Here is a 26,041-nt window from a genome sequence, read left to right as displayed (position 1 = left end):
CGCTGCCGCTTATGCATCTCTCCCCAATGCCCTCGGTATCGAGAATGACCTTAGAGTTGGCGCTCAGGTCGTGACAGGGATCGGCTTCCTTGGGGCGGGACTTATCATCAAGGATGGTGCCAGTATTAGGGGATTGAGCACAGCTGCCACCGTATGGAGTACCGGTGCGGTCGGCGTTCTGACTGGTTATGGGCTATGGCTTCTCGCTCTAGAAACTACATTCTTCATCGTATGTCTGAACCTTTCGCTGCCTAAAATCACAGTGCTGGTAGACCGCTATTCCTTTGTGGCTCCGGAAACCGAACAGTTTTATCTCGTGAAGTTTCGTTGCCCCGTCGAGAGCGAGATTTCTGTGCGCGCGTTGCTCGTTCAGGCCATTGATCAGCGAAAATTGCGCTTTCACGCCATCCGAAGTCATCGACTGGAGGGAAGCAATGATGTGGAGGTGGAAACAACGCTTTTTGCGGGCAAAGAGGGGGACCGCATGGTCGAGGGGGTGGTGACGCAGTTGAGCTTGCGGTTAAATATTGTATCAACGAGCTGGGCAAAGCTGGAAGAAGAAAACCATCTGCCTGCACAATGATCTGCACATTGCCTGACTTTTATAATTGGAAAGAATTGTATTCTTTCTTGTCTTCAAAGGATTACGCCTTAAAGGATTATGAAGAGACGTTTTTGGATTCTGGGTTATACCAATGGATGATCAGCAGCTGTTGAAAATGAACCGCAAAATCGCTGAACAGCGAAAATGGGTGGGTTTTATGGCGTTGGGTATCCTTCTGATATCGGGGGGCGCTCTGTGTTTATGGCTGCCGGTGTTCTCTGAGTTTGCCGCCAGCACAATTTTTGGCGTTGTGCTCATGGGGATTGGGGGCGTCAAGATCATTCAGTCGCTTTGGATAAAAAGCTGGTCTGGCTTTGTCTGGCAGGAGCTTTCAGGGGCGGTCGAGCTGGTTGGCGGCGTCATGATTTATCTCAATCCACTCAAAGGTGCGCTCGCCATTACGCTTCTGATAGCCATCGTCTTGCTCGTCCATGGTTTCCTGCAAGTTGCAATGTCCCTGAAAATCAGATCGGAGAGTGGTTGGTGGTGGTTCACGCTTTCTGGATTTATTGCACTCACCGCGAGTGTTATTCTTGTTCTTAAATTGCCGCTGACAAAGAGTCTTCCGTCTGGTTCAATTGCCGGGATCGCTCTTTTGATTGCAGGGATTGCTTATCTTGGAAGCGCATTCAGTACGCGAAAAGCATGAATTGACGACCAGACGGCATTGGCTCCTAGGTTCGGCCCCGTTTGCGATCCGTTGACTACGTGGCACCGTGGATACTTTTCGCGTCAATCTTGGTGGGTCGACATGAGCTATAGCAGAGTTAGAGGCACGATGAAGCGGATTAAGGAAGTGGTTGTGGGGATTTCAAATAACTCTGTTCGCCGACATTCAGTATTTGAAGGCAGAGCGGCATTATCGGCTCGTATCGCGCTGGTTTCAGCTGCTGTCTTGCTTGCTGGCTGCTCGCAAGAGCCTGAACAGACGCCCTCCCAAGTAAGACCTGTTCGAGTGACGACGGTTGAGCGCGGCGCAGCTGGGCAAACATCAACATTCACCGGTCAAATACAGGCGCAGGATGAGGCGTCTATGGCGTTTCGCGTATCGGGACGAATGATAGAACGCGCTGTTAATATTGGCGACAGGGTCACGGCGGGGCAAGTCATCGCACGTTTGGACTCACAAAATGCGATGAATACACTTCGCTCTGCTCGGGCGGCGCTGGCTGCGGCGGAAAGCCAGCTCGTAATGTCAAGAAATGCTTTTAACCGTCAAGATCAGTTGCTTCGCAATGGTTTCACGACGCGTTCCAGTCACGATGCCGCGCGCTCTGCAATGGATACTGCCTTGTCGAGCGTTGACAGCGCACAGGCGCAGGTGAAAATCGCCGAGGATAATCTTGGTTATACAAACCTGATTGCTGACGCTCCTGGCACTGTGACGGCGCGCGGTGCTGAACCCGGTGAAATTGTTCAGGCAGGACAAATGATCGTGCAACTCGCGCGCCAGGACGGGCGAGATGGCGTATTTGATGTACCTGCATCGGTACTTAGGGAAGCTGCGCCGGATTCCGTTATTACTGTCTCGCTTGCGGATGATCCATCGATCAAAGCTACAGGGCGCGTGCGTGAAGTTGCGCCGCAAGCAGATCCGATTACCCGTACATTCCGTGTTCGGGTTGGTCTTGATAATGCGCCGGATGCGATGCGCCTTGGCTCGACTATCAATGGGCAAGTGACCATTGAGAATTATGCCATGATTGAAATTCCAGCCACTGCACTGACTGCGGTGAACAATGCACCAGCAGTATGGGTGTTGAATCCCGAAACGAATACGGTTGCCTTACAGAATATTGAGATTGGCCGCTTTGGTAATGTTTCCGTTGGGGTAGCCTCTGGTTTGAGTGCTGGCGATATTGTCGTTACCGCAGGCGTGCAGGCTTTGTATCCTGGACAGAAGGTCCGTTTGCTCAATTCGGCGGGTGAATAATGCGTTTCAATCTTTCCGCATGGGCTGTTCGCGAGCGGCAACTTGTCATCTTTCTGATGATGGTCGTTCTGGGTGCAGGCTTGTTTGCTTATAGCCGTCTCGGACGCGCAGAAGACCCGTCCTTTGTTATCAAAACAATGGTTGTGCAGGCGGCTTGGCCGGGCGCCAACATGACTGATACATTGCAGCAAGTAACCGAGCGACTTGAGCGAACGCTGCAAGAGACGCCGCACCTTGATAATGTTCGCAGTTTTACGCGTCCGGGTGTCGCCACCATATTCGTCAATCTTGATGGCAGCGCGAGTGCCAAGGAGGTCGAAAATACGTGGTATGTGGTGCGTAAGCGTGTCGCTGATATGCGTCACACGTTACCTCAAGGCGTCGTGGGGCCGGGTTTTAATGATGAGTTCGGCGATACTTTCGGCTTGATATACGGGTTTACAGCCGATGGATTTACGCACCGTCAGCTGCGCGACTATGTCGAAAGCGCCCGTTCTCAATTGCTTAAAGTGCCAGATGTCGCAAAAATAGAGCTGCTTGGAGAGCAGGACGAACAAATATTCGTTGAGTTTTCGATGCGGGAGCTGGCAAATCTTGGCATAGATCGCTCGGCATTGATTGCAGCCTTGCGAGCGCAGAACGTCGTGCAGCCTTCTGGCACCATTATCACTGGCGATGAGAATCTAGCGATCGATGTTTCCGGTGGATTTGGAACGGAACAGGACATTGCAAATATCAACTTTGCCGTGAATGGCCGCATGATAAGGCTGGCAGATATCGCAACTGTTACACGCGGCTATTCTGATCCTCCGAAACCAATGTTTCGCGTAAATGGCGAGCCGGGAATTGGCATGGCAATTGCCATGCGTGAAGGTGGTGACATTCTCCGGCTTGGGCAGAATATCAATGCCGAAATGCAAAAAATCACCGCGAGTTTGCCGCATGGAATTGAGCCGCATCTGGTGGCGGATCAGTCGGTTACGGTACGTAGTGCCATAGGCGAGTTTATGACGTCCCTTGGACAGGCGGTCGTCATTATACTCATTGTCAGCTTTATCGCTCTCGGGATCCGTGCGGGGCTGATGGTCGCCATCACAATCCCGCTGACGCTCGCTGCTGTTTTTGCCATCATGTGGCTGTTCAACATTGACATGCAACGCATATCGCTCGGAGCCTTGATCATTGCATTGGCCCTGATGGTCGATGATGCCATGACGACAACCGATGCAACATTGGGCAGACTGGCCATAGGAGAGACAAAGGAAATCGCGGCGGTTTATGCCTTCAAGACTTATGCTTTTGCGATGCTTGCCGGCACACTTGTAACAATAGCAGGCTTTGTACCGATCGGCTTTGCAGCGAGTTCAGCGGGTGAATACACGTTCAGCCTGTTCGCTGTGGTGAGTATCGCGCTTGTGGTGTCCTGGTTTGTTGCCGTCGTCTTTGCGCCACTCATAGGGCTCTATGTGCTCAAGGCGCCAATAAAGACCGGGCGTGAACCCAGCCGTGTCATGCGATCTTATCGGCATTTTCTTTCAATTGCCCTCAAGGGGAAGTGGATCACAATCGCGCTCACGCTGGGCTTGTTTATTATTTCGCTTCTGCTTTTGCCGCTCATCCCGCGTCAGTTTTTCCCTTCATCAGACAGGCCCGAGCTTCTTGTTGATCTCGAGTTGCCACAAAACGCATCGATATACGCGACCGAGCGTGCAATGCAGCGCTTGGACGCCATATTAAAAGATGATCCAGACGTCGAACGATGGAGTGGCTATGTTGGAAGCGGTGCCGTTCGCTTTTATCTGCCATTGGATGCAAAGCTTCCCAACGACTTTTTTGGTCAGGCTGTTGTCGTTGCCAAAGATGTGGACGCCCGTATTCGGTTAGAGGAAAAGCTGACAAAACTGCTTGAAGAGGACTTTCCAAATATTGTCAGCCGAGTTTCACCACTGGAACTTGGACCGCCGGTTGGGTGGCCAATTCAGTACCGCGTGCTTGGGCCAGATTTAAGCCAAATACGAGATATTTCTTATCAATTGGCCGAGGTTATTGCTAAAAATCCTTTGACCAAAACCGTCAATTACCAGTGGGCGGTGCCCTCACGCGAAATTCGTATTCAGATTGATCAGGACAAGGCCCGATTGCTGGGATTGTCTACCGAAACGATTGGTCGTGTGCTGAATACGGTGGTGACGGGCGCACCGGTTACGCAGGTGCGAGATGGCATCTATCTGGTCAATGTCGTTTTGCGCGCAACAGATGAACAGCGTGTCTCGCTTGATACGTTACGAACTATTCAGGTGCCGGTGCGGGATGGTCGAACCGTGCCACTTAGTCAATTTGCGAGTTTTGAGTACGAACAGACCTATCCGCTTGTGTGGCGGCGTAACAGAACCCCAAGTTTGACCGTTCAGGCCGATATCGCCGCAGGTGCTCTACCCGAAACGGTTGTTCAGCAGTTAGCGCCAGCGATTGCGGATTTGGAACACAATCTGCCGCCGGATTATCACATCGAAATTGGCGGAACTGTCGAGGAAAGTGCTGCGTCACTTGCTTCAGTGAAGGCCGTTGTCCCTGCCATGATCTTGATAATGTTTGTCGTTCTCATGTTCCAGCTGCGGCGCTTTTCACTGACACTGCTGGTCGTCAGTGTGGCCCCGCTCGGTCTGATCGGGGTGGTTCTTGCGTTGCTCGTATCCGGTCGCCCGTTGGGTTTTGTTGCCATTCTGGGCGTGCTCGCGCTTATCGGAATGATCATCAAGAATGCAGTGATCTTGATTGGGCAGATTGAGGCGGAAAGGAAAGCCGGCAAGCCCATTGAGGAGGCTGTCCTCGACGCATCTTCAGCTCGCTTCACACCGATCATGTTAACGGCAGTCTCCACTGTGCTGGGCATGATTCCTATTGCGCCCACGGTTTTCTGGGGACCCATGGCATTCGCGATTATGGGAGGGCTACTTGTTGCAACGCTTTTGACACTGGTTTTCCTGCCTGCACTCTATGTTTCTTTAATTAAACACAAACAGATAGAAAATGAGCCATAGTGCTCTTTCGTCGAGTACGAGAGGGTATGACCAACTATTTGAAGCATGGCGAACGGTGATAGCGAGCCAGCTGTTGCGGGTTCTATCGCATAATTTCATCAGGCTAAAAAAGCCTCAAAGCCATTGTCGTCGATCGCAACAAGGGCGTTCATGACTGTTTTGCGATTCGGATGTAAATCCCTCTGGATCGTCATTCAAATCCCAGGACCTATACGCCTTTTCTATTCTGCTGATAGGTTTTTGCGCGCCAAACTCAAAGATTCCACTTTGCTCATACGTCGACTTTACTTTCTACAAAATTACCCTTTCATAGCGCGCATGTTCCAGTAGACGCTCAGGAGGAAGCTTTGAAAGCACTTGTTCTCGAAGAAAAGGGAAAGCTCTCGCTTAGAGAATTCGATATGCCGATGACGCTTGGACGCAAGGATGTGCGCATCAAGATTCACACAGTCGGCATATGCGGATCAGATGTGCACTATTACACTCATGGGCGTATCGGTCATTTCATAGTCAACGAACCGATGGTTCTTGGTCATGAAGCATCGGGAACCGTAATTGAAGTGGGTGAAGATGTAACAAATCTTGCTGTGGGTGACCGTGTCTGCATGGAGCCGGGCATTCCTGATCCGACCTCGCGCGCATCGAAACTCGGTATCTATAATGTGGACCCGGCCGTTCGTTTCTGGGCGACGCCACCCGTTCATGGCTGCCTTGTGCCGGAAGTGATCCATCCCGCTGCCTTCACCTATAAGCTGCCGGATCATGTTTCATTTGGTGAGGGTGCAATGGTCGAGCCTTTTGCCATTGGGATGCAGGCGGCCTTGCGTGCACGCATTCAGCCCGGCGATGTGGCTGTTGTTACCGGGGCAGGTCCCATTGGCATGATGGTAGCGCTGGCGGCACTTGCCGGAGGTTGCGCAAAAGTGATCGTCGCCGATCTGGCCCAGCCCAAACTGGATATCATCGCTGCCTATGACGGTATTGTGGCAGTAAATATTCGAGAACGCGGTCTTGCGGAAGCCATCGCAGACCATACCGATGGCTGGGGTTGCGATCTGGTTTTCGAATGTTCTGGTGCCGCATCTGCCATTCTCAATATGGCAAGCTTGGCGCGACCAGGAGGCGCGATTGTGCTTGTCGGCATGCCGGTTGATCCTGTGCCGGTGGATATTGTCGGGCTTCAGGCCCGCGAGTTGCGCCTTGAGACAGTTTTCCGTTATGCAAATGTCTATGACCGCGCCATCGCGTTAATTGCTTCGGGAAAAGTTGATCTCAAGCCGCTGATAACGGCTACATTGCCTTTTGAAGACAGCATTCGTGGCTTTGATCGAGCAGTCGAAGCACGGGAAAATGATGTGAAGCTTCAGGTCACCTTTCCACAATAAAGGAAAACCATATACGTTGGAACATCGGCGTTTGCTCTGAGCGAGCAGCGTCGATTAGTTCCCGGTGCACCCATTGATGGCTGTGCCATAGAACATCGATCAGAAGACATTTTCTCGCCGCCAAAACTGTGTGCGGAAATAGTATCTGATCCTAAACTGGTATCAGCGCATGCTAAAAAATATGAAGACAACCATGTCGCTTATTGGCGCCTGAAAGCTTTGTTGATATTGCAGTCTCACGTTCAAAAAGCTCGGTAATGTGGGGTTTTTATGCCGCGAAAACCGGAGAAATAAGGTGCCTATGCACAGAAACAGCGTTGTTTGGTGCTCCGACTTTCTCAAATCACTGAAATTGTATGTAAAAAAAGTATCATAATATTCTATGTTGTGATGTAGCCCTTGGCGTTCACACCACCCAGAATGCATTGATCATGAGACATGGCCTGGAGCAGAGGAGCCCAGGCCTTGCAACTGTATCATGATCTGCGTCAGGGAGGATGTCATGCAACCAGATTTGGAGCTTGTGCATATCCGCAAAGGAGAGTCCTTTGCGGCGTGGATGCATGGTTATCCATTTCGCACTGTGCGCTGGCATTACCATCCCGAATATGAAATCCATCTCGTGGTGGCAACTTCTGGCACCTTCTATATGGGCGATCATGTCGGGCGTTTTGCTCCGGGGCAATTGATCATGACTGGCCCTAATCTACCACATAACTGGATTAGTGAGATCGAGCGAGGTGAAAGAGTACCCACGCGTTCCATGGTGATTCAATTCCCGGAAGCTTTTATTGAAAATGCGCTCGCAATCATGCCGGAAATGGGTGATCTGGGGCCCTTACTGGAGCGCAGCCGTCGCGGATTGTTGTTCGATGACGAAACAAGCATCAAAATCCGCCCTCTCATGGAGCGTCTCATCGTGGCGCAGGGACTGACGCGAATTGCGCTTTTCTGGGAAATTCTGGATCTGCTCTCAAATGCGCCTGAGCCGGAAGTGCTCGCGAGCCTGAGTTATGAGCTTGATGTAACACGTTTCAGCCCTTGCGGGATCAATCGCGCCCTTGCTTATCTGCGAGAACATCTGACCGAGCAGATTGAGGAAACGGAACTCGCTGACATGCTTGGGCAGAGTCAGAGTGCGTTTTCCCGCGCTTTCAAGCGCCATACAGGGACGACGCTGGTGCGCTATCGCAACCAGTTGCGTGTCGATCTCGCCTGCCAGATGCTGCTGACCATGCCGGAAGTGCGGATCACCGATATTTGCTACGAGATCGGTTTCTCCAACCTGTCCAATTTCAACCGGCATTTTCTCAAGTTCAAGGGCATGTCTCCTTCGCAGTTTCGTACCACTTTTGCCGCAAACAAAATTCTGGTGATGCAAGATCAAACAGAGCCGGCGGATGCGGTTATTCGCAATTTGGGCGGGCGGGTTTCTGCCCAAACTATGCAGGCGTTGCCTGTCAATCTGTAACGGGAGGTAAATCTCAATGAAAAAAGCCATTTTAACTGTGAGCACTGTTCTTGCTCTTCTGGCGTCCCCTGCTATTGCGCAGGAAAAGCTCAAGATCGGGATGACATTTCAGGAACTGAACAATCCCTATTTCGTTTCGATGCAGGAAGCGCTCCGCGGTGCAGCCGAAAGCATTGGCGCTGACGTTGTTGTCAGCGACGCTGGCCATAATGTCGCCAAGCAGATTTCCGACGTGGAAGATATGCTTCAGCAGAACATCGACATCCTGCTGCTTAATCCTACAGACAGCGCTGGTGTTGAAGCAGCCGTCGTTGCTGCCAAGGAAAAAGGCGTGATCGTCGTTGCGGTCGATGCCAACGCCAATGGTCCGGTTGATACTTTCGTTGGCTCCAAAAACCGCGATGCGGGTTACCAGTCGTGCAAGTATCTTGGCGAAAGCCTTGACGGCAAGGGCGAGGTTGCCATTCTGGATGGCATTCCGGTTGTTCCTATCCTTCAGCGCGTTGAAGGCTGCAAGGCAGCGCTTGAAGAGTTCGAGGGCATCAAACTGGTCGACACACAGAATGGTCGTCAGGATCGATCAGTGGCGCTTGGTGTTGTTGAAAACATGATCCAGTCCCACCCTAATCTCACGGGCATTTTTTCGGTCAATGATGGTGGCGCTATGGGCGCTCTGGCTGCAATTCAGGGCTCAGGCCGTGATATTAAGCTGACTTCTGTCGATGGCGCGCCAGAAGCTGTTCAAGCCATCAAGGACGGCACGCCTTTCATCGAAACAACGGCACAGTTCCCGCGTGATCAGGTGCGCGTTGGTCTTGCGATGGCGCTGGCGCAGAAATGGGGTGCACGCGTTGTTCCTAAGGAAGTTCCGATCGACGTCATGGTGATCGATGCCAAGAACGCTGAAGGTTTCAGCTGGTAATCATCCTCCCTGCTCCCGTTCCGGTTCAATGCATTGGCAGCACAAGTGTGAAACGCTTTTGCTGAGGAGAATGCGAAAAGCCGCTGCGCCCGAAAGGGCGCACGTGGGACGGGAGCCACTTATTGGTTAGGAACAAATCGTGCTTGAGCTGAAAGGCATCAAAAAAAGCTTTGGCCGGATCGAGGTTCTCCACGGTGTGGATCTAAATGTGCGTGCTGGTGAAGTTCACGCCCTTCTCGGGGAGAACGGTGCGGGCAAATCTACACTGATGAAGATACTCTCCGGTATCCTGCGCCCTTCCGAGGGTGAAATCCGGGTTGACGGTAAAGAGCGCCATTTCGCCGACTACGACGATGCCATTCGAGCTGGCATCGGTATTGTGTTTCAGGAATTCAGCCTGATTCCGTATCTCAATGCAGTCGAAAACATGTTTCTGGCGCGTGAAATGCGCAATCGCCTCGGGCTTCTCGACCGGGCGGCCATGCGCAGCCGTGCGCGCGAAATTATGGCAAAGCTTGGCGTGGATGTGCAGCTCGACGTGCCGATCAACCGGCTTTCTGTGGCAGAACAGCAATTTGTCGAAATCGCCAAAACACTGGCACTTGATGCGCGCATTCTTATTCTCGATGAACCGACGGCCACATTGACTCCATCCGAAGTTGAGCACCTTTTCAAAGTGATGCGCGAGTTGCGCCGTCAGGGCGTGGCAATTATTTTTATCTCCCATCATCTTGAAGAGATTTTTGAGATCTGCGACCGGATTACGGTTCTGCGCGACGGAAATTATATCAAGTCCTGTGATGTCTGTGATGTCGATAATGACCGCCTGGTCGAGATGATGGTCGGGCGTCGTCTGGAAGCCGGTTTTCCACCCAAAGCCGACATTGATGTGAGAGCGCCGGTAATCATTGATGTGGAAGAATTACAATTGCGTAAAGGCGGACCCGTTTCGCGCTTTAGCCTGCGCAAGGGCGAAGTTTTGGGTTTTGCCGGGCTGGTCGGCTCAGGCCGGACGGAAAGCGTTCTGGCCATGCTCGGCGCACATGCGTCTGTTCAATGCAAGATGAAATTGGATGGCGTGGCGACGCGGCTTTCCGGCCCTGATCAGGCGCTTGAAAACGGTATCGGGCTTTTGCCGGAAAGCCGTAAAGAGCAAGGGCTGATCACCAGCTTCTCGATCCTGCAAAATATTTCCCTCAACAATTACGGCAAATATCGCCGCCTGCACTGGTTTGTCGACCTTAAAAAAGAGCTCAAAGCCACACAAGTTGCCATGCAGCAGGTGCGGGTGAAGGCGCAGGGACCTTATGCGCGCATTGATACGCTTTCGGGGGGCAATCAGCAGAAAGTGGTCATCGCGCGCTGGCTCAATCATGACATGCGCGTGCTGATTTTTGACGAACCCACACGCGGTATTGATGTCGGTGCGAAGGCAGAAATCTATGCCCTCATGCGCGCTTTCACCAATGCCGGATATTCGATCATCATGATTTCTTCCGAACTGCCGGAGATCATCGGCATGTCAGACAGGGTCTGCGTGTTCCGTTCCGGCGGTATCGTCGCAACGCTCGAAGGTGAAAAAATCACGTCTGAGGAAATCATGACCCAAGCCACAACGGGGAAGCCGCACTATGTCCAATGATGCAAATATTGCCACAGCTGAAAAGAAGAGCGGCTTTTCACTGCGCCATTGGCTGCATTCGCCGCTCATATTGCCCTTGGCGGGCCTGATCGTCGTCTCCGTCCTGATGGGACTTGCCAGCGACAATTTCTTCAGCGTGCCGAACATCCTCAATGTGTTACGGCAGGTCTCTATCGTCGCTGTATTGGCGGTCGGTATGACTTTTGTCATCCTCACTGGCGGTATCGATTTGTCCGTTGGCGCGGTCATGGCGCTGGTTGGAACGCTTGCATCGGGCCTCATGGTGCATGCCGGGATTCCGGCAAGTGCTGCCCTTGGTCTTGGCCTGCTCATCGGGCTTGCGATTGGCACCATCAATGGTGTCCTTGTTGCATGGGGGCGAATGCCGGCAATTATCGTGACGCTTGCCACTATGGGCATGGCGCGTGGTCTTGGTCTTATTTATTCCGGCGGTTATCCGATCAGCGGCCTGCCGAGCTGGGTGTCATGGTTTGGTGTGGGGCGCATCGGCATGATCCCTGTGCCGGTTATCATTATGTTTATCATCTACGCGATTGCATGGGTGCTGCTCGAACGCACTGCTTTTGGTCGCCATGTCTATGCGCTGGGCGGCAATGAGACCGCAGCGCGGCTTTCGGGCGTGAAAACATTGCGCGTCAAACTTGCCGTCTACGCGATCTCTGGTCTCACATCGGCTCTCGCCGCAGTTATTCTGACCGGGCGTCTGATGAGTGGTCAACCGAATGCGGGCATGGGTTTCGAGCTCGATGCCATTGCGGCAGTTGTTTTAGGTGGCACTGCGATTGCCGGCGGTCGTGGTCTGGTGCTTGGCACACTGATTGGCGCGATCCTGTTGGGTATCTTGAACAATGGCCTCAACCTGATGGGCATCAATCCGTATCTTCAGGATGTGATCAAAGGCGGCATCATCCTGCTTGCGATCTATATCGGGCGCGAGTGGCGCTAATCATTATGAAATTTGCCGGAAACAGTCCGGTGCATACACAGGAGAATAAAATGGCGGAATCGCTTCAAGGCAAGACTGCAGTCATTACGGGGGCTGCTTCGGGTATTGGTTTGGCTACGACCAAAACGTTGCTTGCCGCAGGAGCCACGGTCGTTCTGGTGGACCGCAATGAAGCAGCGCTGAATGCGTTGGTGGGTGAGTTGGGCGAGAAGGCTATCGTACAAGTGACGGATCTGTTGAATGCCGAAAGCTGCGCTGCGATGGTGCCTGAAATCCTGAAAAAGGTCGACCATATCGATATTCTGTATTGCAATGCAGGCACCTATATTGGTGGTGATCTGACAGAGACAACCGCAGAAGCCATTGATCAGATGCTCAATCTCAATGTCAATGCGGTCATGAAAAATGTTCATGCTGTCGCGCCGCATATGATTGAACGCAAGACAGGTGACATCATTGTGACCTGCTCGATTGCAGGCCATTACCCGACCTATTGGGAGCCGGTTTATGCATCGTCCAAGTGGGCGGTGACCTGCTTTGTGCAGACAATGCGCCGACAGATGATCCCGCATGGCGTCCGTGTGGCTCAGGTGTCGCCGGGTCCAGTGGTTTCGGCCCTGCTGGCCGACTGGCCTGAGGAAAACCTGCGCAAGGCCAAGGAATCGGGCAGCCTGATCGATCCGAGTGAGGTGGCGGATGCGGTTGAATATATGCTGACACGCAAGCGCACAGTCACGATTCGCGATATGCTGGTGCTGCCGACCAACTTTGATCGGGTATAATCGCGTTTCACGGAGGGTGTTTCCAATGGTCCCAAAATATCTGATTGGCGTGGATGTCGGCACGGGGTCCGCCCGTGCGGGTGTTTTTGATCGCTCAGGCAAGCTTCTGGCGACAGCCAAACGACCGCTCGATCTTTATCGGGATGATCGCGGCTTCGTCGAGCAATCAAGTCAGCAGATATGGCGTGCCGTTTGTGAAAGCGTGCGTGAAAGTGTTGCAAGCGCCGCTATCGATCCGGGTGAGGTGGCAGGCATTGGTTTTGATGCCACCTGTTCGCTTGTCGTTCTTGGCGAAGGTGAGAAAACGCTGCCAGTGAGCAGCGAGAGCAAACGCGATGTTATCGTATGGATGGATCATCGCGCGCTCGCACAGGCTGAGCGGATTAATGCAGGCGGCCATGATGTGCTCAAATATGTCGGCGGACGTATCTCGCCTGAAATGCAGACACCTAAATTGCTGTGGCTGCGGGAAAACAATCCCGACACCTATGCGAAGGCACGGCATTTTTTCGATCTCACGGATTTTCTGACATTCAAGGCAAGCGGTGCACTTGAGCGTTCATCCTGCACCGTCACATGTAAATGGACTTATCTCGCGCATGAAGGGCGCTGGGATGCGGAATATTTCCGTGCTATCGGACTGGGTGATCTGGCAGACGATGGTTTTAGCCGTATAGGACAGACGATCGTTGCGCCCGGCACGCCGCTTGGTCACGGATTGAGCCCAGAGGCCGCCTCCGCGATGGGACTTGTCGCTGGCATTGCTGTTGGGGCAGGGCTGATCGATGCCCATGCCGGTGGTGTGGGAACAGTGGGAGCACGGGATGGCGTTGCTTATCCTGTGAAATGTCTCGCTTATGTGTTCGGCACGTCTTCGTGCACCATGACAACGACAGTTGAACCGGCATTCGTTCCCGGCGTATGGGGGCCTTATTATTCGGCGATGTTGCCAGGCAAATGGCTGAATGAAGGTGGACAATCGGCTGCGGGGGCAGCGATTGATCATCTTGTGCAATGTCATCCGGCAGCACTTGAAGCAGGCATGCTCGCAAAAGCCGAAGGCAAATCCTTGCCGCAATGGCTTGGCGACAGAGCATTGATGCTGGCAAATTCGCCCAGCGAGGCCGTCAGGCTCGCTGATACATTGCATGTGGTGCCGGAATTTCTGGGCAATCGTGCGCCCTTTGCCGACCCGCATGCGCGCGCTGTTATTGTCGGGCAGGGCATGGAGACAGGGGTGGATTCCCTTGTTGCACTTTATATTGCGGGTCTTTGCGGCCTTGGCTATGGCCTGCGTCAGATCATTGATACGCAAAGCAAAAATGGTGCAATGGTCGAAGCCATCAGTGTCAGCGGTGGCGCAGGTACCCATCCGCTCATTCGTCAGCTTCTGGCTGATGCGTCAGGTCTGCCTGTCGAGGTGATCGATTGTGAAGAGCCGGTCCTGCTTGGTTCGGCAATTTTGGGCGCAATGGCCGCAGGGCTGTTTGCAGATATGGAAACGGCTATGTCGACCATGTCGCGCGTTGGCACGCAGTGCCTCCCGCAAGTGCGCATCAGTGCCGTGCACGATGCACGTTATAGGGCTTTTCTGGCATTGCAGGGGAGCGCGCGCGACATACGCCAGAGCATGGCACAAGCGCTGTCTGCATAATCCATTATTCAACATCAGGCGGTAAAATCACGCCGAAGAGGTTATTTCTATGCAGTTTTCTGGAAAATCCGTCATTGTGACAGGAGCAGGCAAAGGTATTGGTCGTGCATGTGCGCAGTTGATGGCCAGCCGTGGCGCGGAAGTGGTCGCACTGAGCCGTACCCAGTCTGATCTCGACAGTTTGGTTGGTGAAATCGGAGGGCGTTCGATACGGGTTGATCTGTCTGATGCGCGGGCTGCGCGTGACGCGATCCGCGAGGCGGGAGCATGTGATTATCTCATTAACAGCGCAGGCATCAATGTGCTTGAAAGCGTGTTTGATATGACGGATGCCGGTTATGAGGCTGTTATGGGCATCAATTTGCGCGCAGCGCTGATTGCGTGTCAGGAGTTTGCCCGTATGCGCGTGGCAGCAGGCGGCGGTGGCGCCATCGTCAATATTACATCTATTGCCGGCCATCGCGGTTTTCAGGATCACTTGTGCTATGCCGCATCCAAGGCAGGCCTTGAAGGTGCAACGCGAGTTCTCGCTAAGGAGTTGGGACCGCATGGTATCCGTGTCAATGCGGTGGCCCCCACAATCACATTGACCGAACTAGCGGTTGAAGCCTGGAGCGACCCTGCAAAAAGCGCACCCATGATGGTGCGCCATCCGGTCAATCGTTTTGCGCAATCCGAAGATGTTGCGCAGGCCATTGCGCTTCTTTTAAGCAACGACAGCGCAATGGTCACAGGGGCTACTTTACCAGTCGATGGTGGTTTTCTGGCCGTGTGATAAGTCGCTGGTGATGGCATCAATGTCTTGAATATTTGCGAAAACTTTCTTTCAAGATGCGATTGCTGTGAAAAGAGCGGCTCATTTGAAACCTCCAGTGAAGGTCGGTATCGGATGTTGCGTGTCCTGCAACCCACGATACCAACACCCCTATCGCATAAGCGGCGGGTTCTCACGTTATCGAAGTAAATACAATGGACTTGCTCCGATTAAAGCATTTCCTGTTTTGATTGGATCATTGGGAACGCGCCTAACTCTCAAATTTTACGATAGATGCGGCCACCCGCTTCTTTCCTGCCGGTGTCCTCGACGCCTTCGAATTGCCCGTTGCGCACGCGATCAAGAAACTCCCGGCCGAGTTTCACCTTTGTACCGACATATAGATCATTCCACCCTTCACCGTAGATCTCAAAGAAATGGAACTCGCCGCGATCAAGCACTGTAATCGCTTTTCTGAGTGCATCCAATCGTTGTTCAAGCATGACAGGCTCTTTCGACCGCGTTTTCAGGGAATGAGCACAGCGGCGCCTTCGAAACGGCCGGCGCGCAGATCATTGAGCGCCTTATTCGCTTCGCGTAACGGATAGGTGGTGACGTTGGTGACGATGCCTGCTTTCGGGACAATCCCGAGGAAATCGATGCCGTCCTGCCGCGTGAGATTGGCGACCGAGACAACCTGCCGTTCTTCCCACAACAGAGAATAGGGAAAGCTTGGTATATCGCTCATGTGAATGCCAGCGCAGACGACACGGCCTCCCTTTTGCACATTCTTCAGCGCCGCCGGAACGAGGCTGCCAACGGGAGCAAATATGATCGCGGCATCCAGAGGCTCCGGTGGGCTGTCTTCGGATGAGCCAGCCCATACGGCCCCGAGATTTCTGGCGAAATCCTGCGTGGCGGTGTCGCCCGCTTTGGTGAAGGCATAAACACGGCGTCCCTGCCAGCGTGCGACCTGTGCGATGATGTGAGCGGCGGCGCCGAAGCCGTATAAGCCCAGCGTTTTCGCATTGCCGGCCAAGACGAGCGAGCGCCAGCCAATCAGACCTGCGCAAAGCAGTGGCGCGAGGGAAGCATCCTCACCCTCCTCGCCCAGCGAAAAGGCGAAGCGCGCATCGGCCACGACTGCGGTCGCATAACCGCCGTCACGTGTGTAGCCGGTGAACTGCGGTGCATCGCAGAGGTTTTCCCGTTCAGTACGGCAATATGGGCACACGCCACAGGTGTGCCCAAGCCAAGGTATGCCGACTCGCTCGCCGATCGTGAGCCCTGTTACACCTTCACCGAGCGCATCAACCCGCCCGACGATCTCATGGCCCGGAATGATGGGGATATGTGGATCGGGCAGTTCTCCATCCACGACATGCAGGTCCGTGCGGCAGACGCCGCAGGCTGAAACCTTCACGCGGATCTCACCCGGGCCGGGCTTCCTATCTGGAAGCTCGGTCCAGACGAGTGGCGTGCCGATAGCATTCAGGACCATTGCATGCATGGCAACCTCCGCGCGTTATATCAACGATAAACGATACCACCATCGGTCAGGATCGCCTGGCCGGTGATGTAGTCGGAATCGTTGCTGGCCAGGAAGCTGACGAGAGCCGCGACGTCTTCGGGCGTCTGCGCCCGACCGAGCGCAATGCCTTCTACATATTTCTTGTAGGTCTCGCCCTTTGGCGCGCCGGTGAGCTCGGAAAAACGCTCATCAATCTCAACCCACATGTCGGTGCCGACAATGCCGGGGCAATAGGCGTTTACGGTGATGCCAGCGCTGGCATATTCCTTGGCTGCCGCCTGTGTCAGGGCGCGCACCGCAAATTTGGTCGCCGAATAAACGCCGAGCATGGCAAAGCCGTCATGGCCAGCGATGGAAGAGGCGTTGATGATCTTGCCCTTCTGCTTGCGCGCCTTGAACTTGGCCGCTGCCGCCTGAATCCCCCAGAGCACGCCCTCAATGTTGATCTTGAAGATGCGCTCTACCTCTTCCGGCAGAACATCTGCGATAGGGTTGACCTGGGCGATGCCAGCATTGTTGACCATGACGTCGAAGCCGCCGAGTTGCTTTTCGGCATCGTCGATCGCAGCGTAGACGTCATCTCGCTTGCTGACATCGGCAGAAAAGGTGCTTGCCCTGCGACCGAGCGCTTCCACTTCCTTCTTTACTGCTTCCAGCTTGTCGGCCTTCAGATCGACAAGCGCGATGTCAGCGCCGTCCTTGGCCAGTCTAAGCGCGATGCCGCGGCCTATACCCTGTGCTGCGCCGGTGACGAGAATTTTTTTGCTGTCCAGTGACATGGTGCTTCTCCTTGAATTGACGTTTGACACGGCAGTCTGAATGGATGGACTGCCGTGTCGGCAGATCGGGCTTAGAAGTGTGCGTCGATATCGACGACATCAATCAGCTTGTGGTTCACGAACTCCTTCAGACCGAGACCCAGCAATTCGCGGCCATAGCCCGAACGGCGGATGCCGCCGAATGGCAGGTCAGCTTCCACTTTGGTCGGGTGATTGACGAACACCATGCCGGTTGAAATCCGCTTTGCCACTTCCGCGCCCCGCTTGGGGTCTGAGGTGAAGACAGAACCGCCCAGTCCGAAGGGTGAATCATTGGCGATGCGGACGGCATCTTCCTCATCCTTCGCGCGAAACAGCATGGAAACCGGGCCGAAGAACTCCCAGTAGCGCGCCGGATTGCCTTCATGGACATCGGTGAGAATGGTTGGCTGTACAAAGGCACCATGATTGGGCACTGCCGGGCCGACTTCTTCGGCCTTCGCACCCAGCTCGACCGCCTTGCGAATTTGTTCTTTTAAATCGTCTGCCGCCTTTTGCGAGGACAGCGGTGCGAGTGTGGTTTTTGGGTCGAATGGGTCGCCGGTGACAAGCTTCGCAACACCCTTGCGATAGCCATCCAGAAAAGTGTCATAGACCTCGTCAACGATGATCATGCGCTTGGAAGAAACGCAGACCTGCCCTCCGTTCCAGTGGCGGCCGAACACCGCCCAGTCGATCGTTTTGGGCATGTCGGCATCGGCCAGAACGACAAAGGCGTCGGCACCGCCCAATTCCATTGTCGATTTCTTGAGCGCCTTGCCGGCCTCGGCGGCGACCACGGAGCCAGCGCCTTCTGACCCCGTCAACGCCACGCCGTGAACGCGCGGATCGTTGATGATCTTGTTGATCTGATCGCGTGTTGCATAGAGGTTCTTGAAAGCGCCTTCCGGCAGGCCTGCGTCCATCATCAGCTTTTCGAAGGCTGCCGCACTTTGCGGGACGTTTGACGCATGTTTGAGGATGAGCGTGTTGCCAGCCGAGAGCTGCGGCGCAAGAATGCGCGCAATCTGGTAATAGGGGAAGTTCCACGGCTCAATGGCCAGCAGGACGCCCAGCGGCTCATGCACCAGTATTGCATCGCCTTCTGCGGGATCAAGCACCGGCAGCTTTTCGGGCTTCAACAATTCTTCGGCGTGACGAACGTAATATTCGAAGATTTTGGCCGACAGTTCAACTTCCGCCTTCGCTTCGGAGATGAGCTTGCCCATTTCCAGCGTCAGTAATTTCGCAAAGGCATCGCTGTCGCGCCGCAAAATGTCGGCAGCTTTCTGGAGAATGCGCCCACGCTCCGCAAATGGCGTGTCACGCCACTTCAGGAAGGCTGCATCCGCCTTGTCGAGGGCCGTATTGACCTCCGCATCGGTCGCGTCGGGAAACGTTGCAACGGTTTCTCCAGTGTAGGGATTTATGGTTGCATATGCCATTGCCATTCTCCATTGTGAGTGAGGGTGTTGCGTTCTTTTAAGAGATCAGGCGCCAAGATCCTTCACCGCCTGAACCATTTGCGTCAGCACGGCCTGCGCATCGCCGTAGACCATGCTGCAATTCTCGTTGAAAAAGAGGACATTCTCCACGCCCGAGTAGCCCTTTCCCTGGCCACGCTTGACGACGTAGACCTGATGAGCCTTGTCGGCATCAAGGATGGGCATACCGTAAATCGGCGAGGACTTATCAGTACGGGCTGCGGGGTTGACCACATCGTTGGCACCAATAACCAGCGCGACATCGGTGTTGGCAAACTCGGCGTTGATGTCCTCCATGTCGAAGATGATATCGTAGGGCACACCGGCTTCAGCCAGCAGCACATTCATGTGCCCGGGCATACGGCCTGCGACTGGATGGATCGCAAACTTCACGTCGACACCTGCCGCCTGAAGCAGCTTGACGAACTCGTAGAGTTTTTGCTGCGCCTGAGCGACGGCAAGTCCGTAGCCGGGGATGATGATGACACTGGAGGCATAGCGCATGGCGATGGCGGCATCGCTGGCATCAGTGCTTTTCATTTCGCCGTGGGTTTCGGCATTGCCCTGAACTGCGGCATCGCCGAAATTCGAGAACAGCACATTGGTCAGCGAGCGGTTCATCGCCTTGGCCATCAACACGGTCAACAATGTGCCGGCTGAGCCGACCACCATGCCCGCGATCATCAGCGATGGATTTTGCAGCGCGTAGCCCTCAAGCCCCACGGCAAGACCCGTGAAAGCATTGTAAAGCGAGATTACCACTGGCATGTCGGCCCCGCCGATCGGCAGCGTCATCATGATGCCGAATGCCAGTGCGCCCAGGAAGAACAGCACCGCCAGCAGGGGTAAATACGACGTGTTGAAGAACACCACGAGGGCAATACCGAGCAGAAGAGTGGCCAGAAACAGCGCGCCGTTGACAAGGCGCTGCCCGCCAAAACGCCAGGGCTTGTTGATCTTGCCGTCGAGTTTTGCCCAGGCGATCACTGATCCCGTCAGCGATATAGAGCCGATCAGCGCGCCAGCAGCGGTCACAGACAGGATCACCGGTGCCGGCGCTCCGTGCCGCGACAGTTCGACCGCAGCGACTGCGGCCGCTGCGCCGCCGCCCATGCCATTGTAGAGCGCGACCATCTGCGGCATGGCTGTCATCTCGACCTTACGTCCACGCAGGTAAGCCCAGCCGCCACCCAGACACAGAGCTATAACGGCGAGGATCAGATTGACCCCGCGGTGCGGTGCGACCTCGGGCGAGATTTCAAAGATTGTCAGGAAACTGGCTGCGACTGCCACCACCATGCCGATGCCAGCTACAACGATGCCGGAGAGCGCTGTCACCGGTGAGGACATCCGCTTGAGGCCGAAAATGAACAAGCCAGCGGCGGCCAATCCGCTCAGCCCTAGGATGTGCTGAATAAGCATGTCAGTTTTTCCCGCTTCCACTGGACTTGAACATGGCGAGCATACGGTCGGTCACAATATAGCCGCCAGCGGCATTGGCCGCACCGAGCGCGACGCCGAGAAAGCCGACGACTTGTGCGAAAGGCGTGGTCGCATTGAGCAGCGCATGGAGTGCACCGACGACAACGATGCCGTGGATGAAGTTCGAACCCGACATCAGCGGGGTATGCAGGATTGAGGGGACACGGCTGATGACTTCGTAGCCGGTGAACGCCGCCAGCATGAAAATATAGAGTGCAATCAGCCAGGTCATTGATGTGTCGATTGTCATTTCGCAGTCTCCGCGCTGGGTGAAGCCACACCGTTTGTCCCCTGTTGCAGCGTGGCATCGCGGATAGTTCCGTCATGGATCACAACGGCACCGGTGATGACCTCGTCTTCAAAATCAAGCGAGATAGCCCCGTCTTTCACAAGCAACGTAACGAGATTGAGGATATTCTTGGCGTAAAGTTCGCTGGCATGCTGGGCGAGCGCCGAAGGCACATTAAGCGGCCCCAGAATTGTCACCGGCCCCACGTTGATCGTCTGGCCGGGCTGCGTGCCTTCACAGTTACCGCCGCTTTCAGCGCCGAGATCGACGATCACAGCACCCGGCTTCATCGCCGCAATCTGGTCTGCCGCGATCAGGATCGGCGCGCGCCGACCGGGTACCGCTGCCGTCGTGATGATCATGTCAGCCTCGGCGATGTGACGTGACACGACCTGGCGCACCTGCATTTTTTCGTCCGCCGTCAATTCGCGCGCATAGCCGCCTTCACCACGTGCATCAATGCCGGTATCAACGAATTTCGCACCCAGCGACTGCGCCTGTTCGGCGGTCTCGGGACGGACATCATAACCTTCGGTGATGGCACCGAGCCGGTGTGCGGTCGCCAGCGCCGAAAGCCCAGCCACGCCCAGCCCCATGACCAGAACTTTTGCTGCGCGCAGTGAGCCTACGGCGGTCGTCATCATCGGCAGGATGCGCGGCATGTGCACCGCGCCCAGTAGCGGTGCATAATAACCCGCGAGCGCAGCCTGACTAGACAGTGCGTCCATTGATTGCGCCCGGCTGATGCGCGGGATGCGTTCCATCGCGAAGGCTGTGATCTTGCCTTCGCGCAAGGCTGTGATAAGGTCCGGATTTTCGGCTGCGTAGAGGAAAGAGACGAGCAGGGCGCCCGGTTTCATGGCTTTTGCCACTTCGACCGTGGGCGGCTGGACAGCCAGCACAATATCGGCATTTGCCACGAGAGCTTGAGCGCTATCCGCGAAGGTCACATCCTGATAGGCTGTGTCCGCGAAGGTCGCGTTATGGCCTGCGCCGCTTTCCAATGTTACCGCTGCGCCCAGTCGTGCGAGCCGCGTGGCGACTATCGGCACCGTGGCAACGCGTTTTTCTCCGGGCTTTGTTTCTCTGAGCACTGCTATCTGGATCGCCATTGCCTGCCCCGCTATCGTTTCGCTCAGCCTTCCAGTATGAACTGCAAGCGAAAGATAGACCGTTTTAATGGCCAAGTACATTGATTAAAATCAATGGCAATTCAGATAGCGTTTGATATTAGTATTTACTGAATATTCTTTTTGTTACAGCGAGGTCGCACACCATAACACCGACACCCAGAAAAAAGAGACTGAGCCGACAGGAGGCCCAGATGCAGACGCGGGAGCGGCTCATCGAATCCGCAACACAGCTTTTTATCAAATCTGGTTTTGCGGGGACTTCACTGCGGGATATTGCTGAGGAGGCGGGCTATTCACAAGGTGCCTTCTATTCGAATTTTCCCTGCAAAGAGGCGGTGCTCCTTGAGATTCTGAAAAGGCATACCGCATTTGAAGACGAGGAGCTTGAAGCCATCGTCGGAAACGAAGATCACAGTATCGAGCAAGTTCTTGATGCGCTGGAACTCTGGTGCGAGAAATTTGACAAAGACCGCAACTGGTCGATCCTGGCAATCGAACTTCAACTTCATGCATTGAGAAGCCCGACATTTGCGGCAAGCTATGCTCACTTCTGGTTGGAGCATGAGAAGCGTATCGCCGAACTGATCAGGCGCACGTTCAAACGCGCCGGCAAAGTTGCGCCAGCGCATTGCGCGCAATTGGCTGCCGGTTTTATGGCTTTGGCGAACGGGCTGGCCGTGCAGGAAAGCATGGAACGTCCGCCGCTCATTGCAGCGACAATCACATTATTTTTGCGTAGCTTTATCGATGCCGCCGAACGGGAGACACATGTGGTGCCTCCCCGATAACCGTGCTTTGCCTTTCACCGCAAGGATACAGGCCTGACGTCACCCAACAGACACAAGCGAGAAGGAATACTCTACCATGCATTACAGCAGCGGAAACTATGAAGCCTTCGTTCGTCCCCGCAAGCCCGAAGGCGCGGATAAGAAGACGGCCTGGTTTGTCGGTTCCGGTCTTGCCGGGCTTGCGGGGGCGGCCTTCCTGATCCGGGATGGTGGCATCGCCGGTGAGCGTATTACGATTCTTGAGGAACTTGATTTGCCCGGTGGCGCACTTGATGGGCTTGATGTACCCGAAAAGGGGTTCGTCATCCGCGGCGGTCGCGAGATGGAGGAACATTTCGAATGCCTTTGGGATCTCTTTCGTTCCATCCCGTCGCTGGAAATTGAAGATGCCAGCGTGCTTGATGAATTCTATAGGCTCAACAAGGACGATCCGAATTTTTCGCTGCAACGCGTTACCCAGAAACAGGGGCAGGATGTCCCCGACAAAGCACTGCTGACGCTCAACGACAGGGCACAGAGAGAGCTGCTCTCGATCATTCTGGCGACGCGCGAAGAAGTAGAGAACAAGCGTATCAATGAAGTCTTGGGTGAAGATTTTCTCAAGAGTAATTTCTGGCTCTACTGGCGCACCATGTTCGCCTTTGAGGAATGGCATTCAGCGCTGGAAATGAAGCTTTATCTGCACCGTTTCATCCATCACATTGGAAGTCTGTCAGACTTCTCCTCCCTTAAATTCAATCGCTACAACCAATATGAATCCATGGTTCTGCCACTGGTGAAGTGGCTGACGGATCAGGGCGTCAGATTTCGCTATGGCGTTGAGGTCACGGATGTCGATTTCGATATTCAGCCGGACCGCAAACAGGCAACGCGGATCCACTGGATCGAAAAGGGTGTTGAAGGCGGTGTTGATCTTGGGGCTGACGATCTCGTTTTCATCACCATCGGCTCGCTGACGGAGAATTCCGATGATGGGGATCACAAGACCCCGGCGAAGTTGAACGAGGGGCCAGCTCCGGCCTGGGATCTCTGGCGGCGCATAGCGGCCAAGGATTCCGCCTTCGGACGCCCTGATGTGTTTGGGGCCCATATCCCCGAAACCAAATGGGCCTCGGCGACAGTCACCACGCTGGATAAACGCATTCCTGAATATATTGCGAAGATCGCCAAGCGCGATCCGTTCAGCGGCAAGGTCGTGACGGCTGGCATCGTGACCGTCAAGGATTCCAGTTGGTTGATGAGTTGGACCGTGAGCCGCCAGCCGCATTTCAAAAAACAACCCAGGGATCAGATTGTTGCTTGGGTCTATGCGTTGTTTGTTGATCGGCCCGGCGATTATGTGAAAAAGCCGATGCAGGAATGTACGGGTGAAGAAATTACCCAGGAATGGCTCTATCACCTCGGTGTGCCGGTCGAGGATATCCCGGAACTGGCTGCAACAGGCGCACGGACTGTGCCGGTGATGATGCCTTATATCACCGCGTTCTTTATGCCACGTCAGGCCGGAGACCGGCCGGATGTGGTACCGGAGGGGGCGGTCAACTTCGCATTCATCGGTCAGTTTGCTGAATCAAAGCAGCGGGACTGCGTTTTCACGACGGAATATTCCGTGCGCACCCCCATGGAGGCAGTCTATACATTGCTCAATGTCGAACGTGGTGTGCCTGAGGTCTTTAACTCGACTTATGATATTCGCACGCTGCTCGCCGCGATTGGTCCTCTCAGAGACGGCAAACGGGTCGGTATTCCCGGTCCCGAATTTCTCCGAAAGCTATTGATAAAAAAGCTCGACTCTACCGAGATTGGGGCATTGCTGAGAGAGTTTCACCTGATTTCAATCGAATAATCTCTACCCACCGCGCCGATCACGCGGTGGGTGAGAATGCCATTCTTCGAGCAGGGGTGCACTTCCATAAAACCTGGCATGTGAACACGTTCACATGCCCCTTTTACTTGAAGCATTGCTTCATCGATTCTCGTTTCACGCCGACAGGACTTATGTCCTATCTGCCTGCTTTTACGCATTATCCTCCGTAAAAGCGCGAAACGGTTTTGCTGGAAGTGTCCTAATCTTCGTCAACAACGCGAAGATGCAGCTGACTGCCTGAGTTCTCTGCTGAACGTGTCGGGTTGCGCGGTGTTTCTTCAGCCGGTGCCGGGCCAAATTCAAGCGCTTCAATCTTTGCACCGCGCTTGGTGACTTTATTGGAAGACACCAGAATGTCATCAATATCCTTGTTGGCCTGCAAGAAATGGGTTTGCAGCTTGCGCACACGCTCATCAAGGCGGCCCACATCTTCCATCAGACGGATCACTTCACCCTGAATGACATGCGCCTGTTCGCGCATACGGGCATCTTTTAAGATCGCCTGAATAACCTGAATGGACAGCATCAGGAGCGATGGCGAGACAATGACGATCCGCGCCCGGTGCGCGCGCTGGATCAGCGCTTCAAAATGCTCATGAATATCGGCAAAAATGGATTCCGATGGGACAAACAGGAAAGCCGTGTCCTGTGTTTCGCCGGTAATCAGATATTTGTCGGAAACATCCTTGATATGCACTTCCATATCACGGCGGAACTGTGTCACGGCTGTCTTGCGTGCTTCCGGCGCTTCCGTTTCGCGCATGGAATTCCATGCCTCAAGCGGGAATTTCGCGTCGATGACCAGTGATGGCGCGTTGTTTGGCATCCTGACAAGGCAATCGGGGCGCGTGCCATTGGACAGTGTCGCCTGAAACTCATAAGCGCCCTGCGGCAGACCATCGGCAATGATCGCTTCCATGCGTGACTGGCCGAAGGCACCGCGCGTCTGCTTGTTGGCAAGGATTGCCTGCAACTGCACCACCTGACCGGCGAGCGACTGGATATTGTTCTGCGCCGTGTCGATAACCGCCAGACGCTCCTGCAACTTTGCGAGGTTTTCATGGGTCGAACGGGTCTGCTCGGTCATGGTCTGGCCGATGCGATGGGTCATGCCATCGAGCCGTTCGCGGATCGACTGATTGAGCTCCGCCTGCCGTGAGCCAAAAACTTCGGCCATGGTCTGCATGCGACCCTGCATTTCAGATTGTGCCTTCAAAATCTCCGCCATGCGATATTCCGCATCGCGCGCACGGTCTTCAGCCTGCGCTTCCGCAACAGCTCTGAGACGCGCAGAACGCGCTGCCGCAATGAGAAAAATAGCGAGGCAAATGACCAGCACAACAATGCCCGCAAGGAGAATATTTCCCAGCGTGAAAGAGGTTGCACCAAGCTGCAAAAGCGGTTCGTTCAAGAGATTCTGGTTTTCCATTGCACAAGCTTAACTGATTCGTGTCGTCTTGATGAGATCAAAACAAGAACATTTTGCAAGTTACAATTGACGATTCTTGCGCAAGC

At 54.4% G+C, this 26,041-nt stretch carries 22 protein-coding genes; 14 read left to right on the top strand and 8 right to left on the bottom strand.

Features of this window, described 5'->3' with window-relative positions; genetic code table 11:
• The 12 genes from ABE530_RS07150 to ABE530_RS07095 form a co-directional block, all read left to right on the top strand.
• The coding region (locus tag ABE530_RS07150) for an MgtC/SapB family protein (RefSeq protein ID WP_499694088.1) at positions 1 to 583 on the top strand (583 nt) is incomplete at its 5' end.
• A 112-nt stretch (positions 584 to 695) separates the two neighbouring features.
• Positions 696 to 1,253, top strand: coding sequence for an HdeD family acid-resistance protein (locus ABE530_RS07145; RefSeq protein ID WP_499694087.1), 558 nt, complete (start codon positions 696 to 698; stop codon positions 1,251 to 1,253).
• Between the two features lie 102 nt (positions 1,254 to 1,355).
• Complete coding sequence (locus ABE530_RS07140; protein ID WP_499694086.1) at positions 1,356 to 2,537, top strand: efflux RND transporter periplasmic adaptor subunit; 1,182 nt, start codon at positions 1,356 to 1,358, stop codon at positions 2,535 to 2,537.
• On the top strand, positions 2,537 to 5,578 hold the full coding sequence (locus ABE530_RS07135) for an efflux RND transporter permease subunit (protein ID WP_499694085.1): 3,042 nt from the start codon (positions 2,537 to 2,539) through the stop codon (positions 5,576 to 5,578). Before ABE530_RS07140 ends, ABE530_RS07135 begins: the two co-directional genes overlap by 1 nt.
• Before the next feature lie 347 nt (positions 5,579 to 5,925).
• A complete protein-coding gene (locus tag ABE530_RS07130) occupies positions 5,926 to 6,963 on the top strand; it encodes an NAD(P)-dependent alcohol dehydrogenase (RefSeq protein WP_499694084.1) in 1,038 nt (345 codons plus the stop codon).
• A 502-nt stretch (positions 6,964 to 7,465) separates the two neighbouring features.
• On the top strand, positions 7,466 to 8,434 hold the full coding sequence (locus ABE530_RS07125; protein ID WP_499694083.1) for a helix-turn-helix domain-containing protein: 969 nt from the start codon (positions 7,466 to 7,468) through the stop codon (positions 8,432 to 8,434).
• A 16-nt stretch (positions 8,435 to 8,450) separates the two neighbouring features.
• Entirely contained in the window at positions 8,451 to 9,356 is a 906-nt protein-coding gene (locus tag ABE530_RS07120) for an ABC transporter substrate-binding protein (RefSeq protein ID WP_499694082.1), read from the top strand.
• A 139-nt stretch (positions 9,357 to 9,495) separates the two neighbouring features.
• A complete protein-coding gene (locus ABE530_RS07115) occupies positions 9,496 to 10,998 on the top strand; it encodes a sugar ABC transporter ATP-binding protein (RefSeq protein ID WP_265985721.1) in 1,503 nt (500 codons plus the stop codon).
• The gene (locus tag ABE530_RS07110) at positions 10,988 to 11,965 is read left to right on the top strand and encodes an ABC transporter permease (protein ID WP_499694081.1); all 978 of its coding nucleotides are present in this window, start codon (positions 10,988 to 10,990) and stop codon (positions 11,963 to 11,965) included. The genes ABE530_RS07115 and ABE530_RS07110 overlap by 11 nt, the downstream gene beginning before the upstream one ends.
• Positions 11,966 to 12,015: 50 nt before the next feature.
• Positions 12,016 to 12,747, top strand: coding sequence for an SDR family oxidoreductase (locus tag ABE530_RS07105; RefSeq protein ID WP_499694080.1), 732 nt, complete (start codon positions 12,016 to 12,018; stop codon positions 12,745 to 12,747).
• Between the two features lie 25 nt (positions 12,748 to 12,772).
• Positions 12,773 to 14,401 carry an FGGY-family carbohydrate kinase gene (locus ABE530_RS07100; RefSeq protein ID WP_499694079.1) on the top strand — a complete coding sequence of 543 codons (1,629 nt, stop codon included), beginning with the start codon at positions 12,773 to 12,775 and terminating at the stop codon, positions 14,399 to 14,401.
• A gap of 49 nt (positions 14,402 to 14,450) precedes the next feature.
• Entirely contained in the window at positions 14,451 to 15,176 is a 726-nt protein-coding gene (locus ABE530_RS07095; protein WP_499694078.1) for an SDR family oxidoreductase, read from the top strand.
• Positions 15,177 to 15,433: 257 nt separating this feature from the next.
• Here ABE530_RS07095 and ABE530_RS07090 read toward each other — a convergent pair whose 3' ends face one another.
• The 7 genes from ABE530_RS07090 to ABE530_RS07060 form a co-directional block, all read right to left on the bottom strand.
• Positions 15,434 to 15,658, bottom strand: coding sequence for a DUF1413 domain-containing protein (locus tag ABE530_RS07090; protein WP_499694077.1), 225 nt, complete (start codon positions 15,656 to 15,658; stop codon positions 15,434 to 15,436).
• A 23-nt stretch (positions 15,659 to 15,681) separates the two neighbouring features.
• Positions 15,682 to 16,665 (bottom strand): zinc-dependent alcohol dehydrogenase family protein, encoded by a 984-nt coding sequence (locus ABE530_RS07085; protein WP_499694076.1) that lies wholly within the window; start codon positions 16,663 to 16,665, stop codon positions 15,682 to 15,684.
• A 20-nt stretch (positions 16,666 to 16,685) separates the two neighbouring features.
• Positions 16,686 to 17,465 (bottom strand): acetoin reductase, encoded by a 780-nt coding sequence (locus ABE530_RS07080; RefSeq protein WP_265986484.1) that lies wholly within the window; start codon positions 17,463 to 17,465, stop codon positions 16,686 to 16,688.
• A 71-nt stretch (positions 17,466 to 17,536) separates the two neighbouring features.
• A complete protein-coding gene (locus tag ABE530_RS07075; RefSeq protein ID WP_265986485.1) occupies positions 17,537 to 18,928 on the bottom strand; it encodes an NAD-dependent succinate-semialdehyde dehydrogenase in 1,392 nt (463 codons plus the stop codon).
• A 45-nt stretch (positions 18,929 to 18,973) separates the two neighbouring features.
• A complete protein-coding gene (locus ABE530_RS07070) occupies positions 18,974 to 20,389 on the bottom strand; it encodes an NAD(P)(+) transhydrogenase (Re/Si-specific) subunit beta (RefSeq protein ID WP_499694075.1) in 1,416 nt (471 codons plus the stop codon).
• A 1-nt stretch (position 20,390) separates the two neighbouring features.
• Positions 20,391 to 20,699: an NAD(P) transhydrogenase subunit alpha part 2 gene (locus tag ABE530_RS07065; RefSeq protein ID WP_265986487.1), complete on the bottom strand. Its 309-nt coding sequence runs from the start codon at positions 20,697 to 20,699 to the stop codon at positions 20,391 to 20,393.
• Complete coding sequence (locus ABE530_RS07060; protein WP_499694074.1) at positions 20,696 to 21,931, bottom strand: NAD(P) transhydrogenase subunit alpha; 1,236 nt, start codon at positions 21,929 to 21,931, stop codon at positions 20,696 to 20,698. The genes ABE530_RS07065 and ABE530_RS07060 overlap by 4 nt, the downstream gene beginning before the upstream one ends.
• A 131-nt stretch (positions 21,932 to 22,062) precedes the next feature.
• Between ABE530_RS07060 and ABE530_RS07055 the strand changes: the two genes are divergently transcribed.
• Together ABE530_RS07055 and ABE530_RS07050 are read left to right on the top strand one after the other, a co-directional pair.
• A complete protein-coding gene (locus ABE530_RS07055) occupies positions 22,063 to 22,659 on the top strand; it encodes a TetR/AcrR family transcriptional regulator (RefSeq protein ID WP_499694073.1) in 597 nt (198 codons plus the stop codon).
• A gap of 76 nt (positions 22,660 to 22,735) precedes the next feature.
• On the top strand, positions 22,736 to 24,505 hold the full coding sequence (locus ABE530_RS07050) for an oleate hydratase (RefSeq protein ID WP_499694072.1): 1,770 nt from the start codon (positions 22,736 to 22,738) through the stop codon (positions 24,503 to 24,505).
• 220 nt (positions 24,506 to 24,725) lie between these two features.
• Here the strand turns inward: ABE530_RS07050 and ABE530_RS07045 are convergent, their stop codons facing one another.
• A complete protein-coding gene (locus tag ABE530_RS07045) occupies positions 24,726 to 25,955 on the bottom strand; it encodes a DNA recombination protein RmuC (RefSeq protein ID WP_499694071.1) in 1,230 nt (409 codons plus the stop codon).
• Between the last annotated feature and the right edge of the window lie 86 nt (positions 25,956 to 26,041).

The sequence above is a fragment of the Brucella sp. TWI559 genome (assembly GCF_039674265.1).
In the GTDB taxonomy this organism is placed as follows: domain Bacteria; phylum Pseudomonadota; class Alphaproteobacteria; order Rhizobiales; family Rhizobiaceae; genus Brucella; species Brucella chromiisoli.
The sequence above is the reverse complement of the archived record's forward strand: the minus strand, read 5'-3'. Positions and strand labels throughout refer to the sequence as shown.

Excerpts from the sequence above, each read along its gene's own strand:
- ABE530_RS07110 (WP_499694081.1), top strand. The coding sequence starts at position 10,988 with ATGTCCAATGATGCAAATATTGCCACAGCTGAAAAGAAGAGCGGCTTT.
- ABE530_RS07055 (WP_499694073.1), top strand. The coding sequence starts at position 22,063 with ATGCAGACGCGGGAGCGGCTCATCGAATCCGCAACACAGCTTTTTATC.
- ABE530_RS07145 (WP_499694087.1), top strand. The coding sequence starts at position 696 with ATGGATGATCAGCAGCTGTTGAAAATGAACCGCAAAATCGCTGAACAG.
- ABE530_RS07105 (WP_499694080.1), top strand. The coding sequence starts at position 12,016 with ATGGCGGAATCGCTTCAAGGCAAGACTGCAGTCATTACGGGGGCTGCT.
- ABE530_RS07090 (WP_499694077.1), bottom strand. The coding sequence starts at position 15,658 with ATGCTTGAACAACGATTGGATGCACTCAGAAAAGCGATTACAGTGCTT.
- ABE530_RS07070 (WP_499694075.1), bottom strand. The coding sequence starts at position 20,389 with ATGCTTATTCAGCACATCCTAGGGCTGAGCGGATTGGCCGCCGCTGGC.
- ABE530_RS07100 (WP_499694079.1), top strand. The coding sequence starts at position 12,773 with ATGGTCCCAAAATATCTGATTGGCGTGGATGTCGGCACGGGGTCCGCC.
- ABE530_RS07095 (WP_499694078.1), top strand. The coding sequence starts at position 14,451 with ATGCAGTTTTCTGGAAAATCCGTCATTGTGACAGGAGCAGGCAAAGGT.
- ABE530_RS07135 (WP_499694085.1), top strand. The coding sequence starts at position 2,537 with ATGCGTTTCAATCTTTCCGCATGGGCTGTTCGCGAGCGGCAACTTGTC.
- ABE530_RS07050 (WP_499694072.1), top strand. The coding sequence starts at position 22,736 with ATGCATTACAGCAGCGGAAACTATGAAGCCTTCGTTCGTCCCCGCAAG.
- ABE530_RS07075 (WP_265986485.1), bottom strand. The coding sequence starts at position 18,928 with ATGGCATATGCAACCATAAATCCCTACACTGGAGAAACCGTTGCAACG.
- ABE530_RS07080 (WP_265986484.1), bottom strand. The coding sequence starts at position 17,465 with ATGTCACTGGACAGCAAAAAAATTCTCGTCACCGGCGCAGCACAGGGT.
- ABE530_RS07140 (WP_499694086.1), top strand. The coding sequence starts at position 1,356 with ATGAGCTATAGCAGAGTTAGAGGCACGATGAAGCGGATTAAGGAAGTG.
- ABE530_RS07120 (WP_499694082.1), top strand. The coding sequence starts at position 8,451 with ATGAAAAAAGCCATTTTAACTGTGAGCACTGTTCTTGCTCTTCTGGCG.
- ABE530_RS07060 (WP_499694074.1), bottom strand. The coding sequence starts at position 21,931 with ATGTACTTGGCCATTAAAACGGTCTATCTTTCGCTTGCAGTTCATACT.
- ABE530_RS07065 (WP_265986487.1), bottom strand. The coding sequence starts at position 20,699 with ATGACAATCGACACATCAATGACCTGGCTGATTGCACTCTATATTTTC.
- ABE530_RS07085 (WP_499694076.1), bottom strand. The coding sequence starts at position 16,665 with ATGCATGCAATGGTCCTGAATGCTATCGGCACGCCACTCGTCTGGACC.
- ABE530_RS07045 (WP_499694071.1), bottom strand. The coding sequence starts at position 25,955 with ATGGAAAACCAGAATCTCTTGAACGAACCGCTTTTGCAGCTTGGTGCA.
- ABE530_RS07125 (WP_499694083.1), top strand. The coding sequence starts at position 7,466 with ATGCAACCAGATTTGGAGCTTGTGCATATCCGCAAAGGAGAGTCCTTT.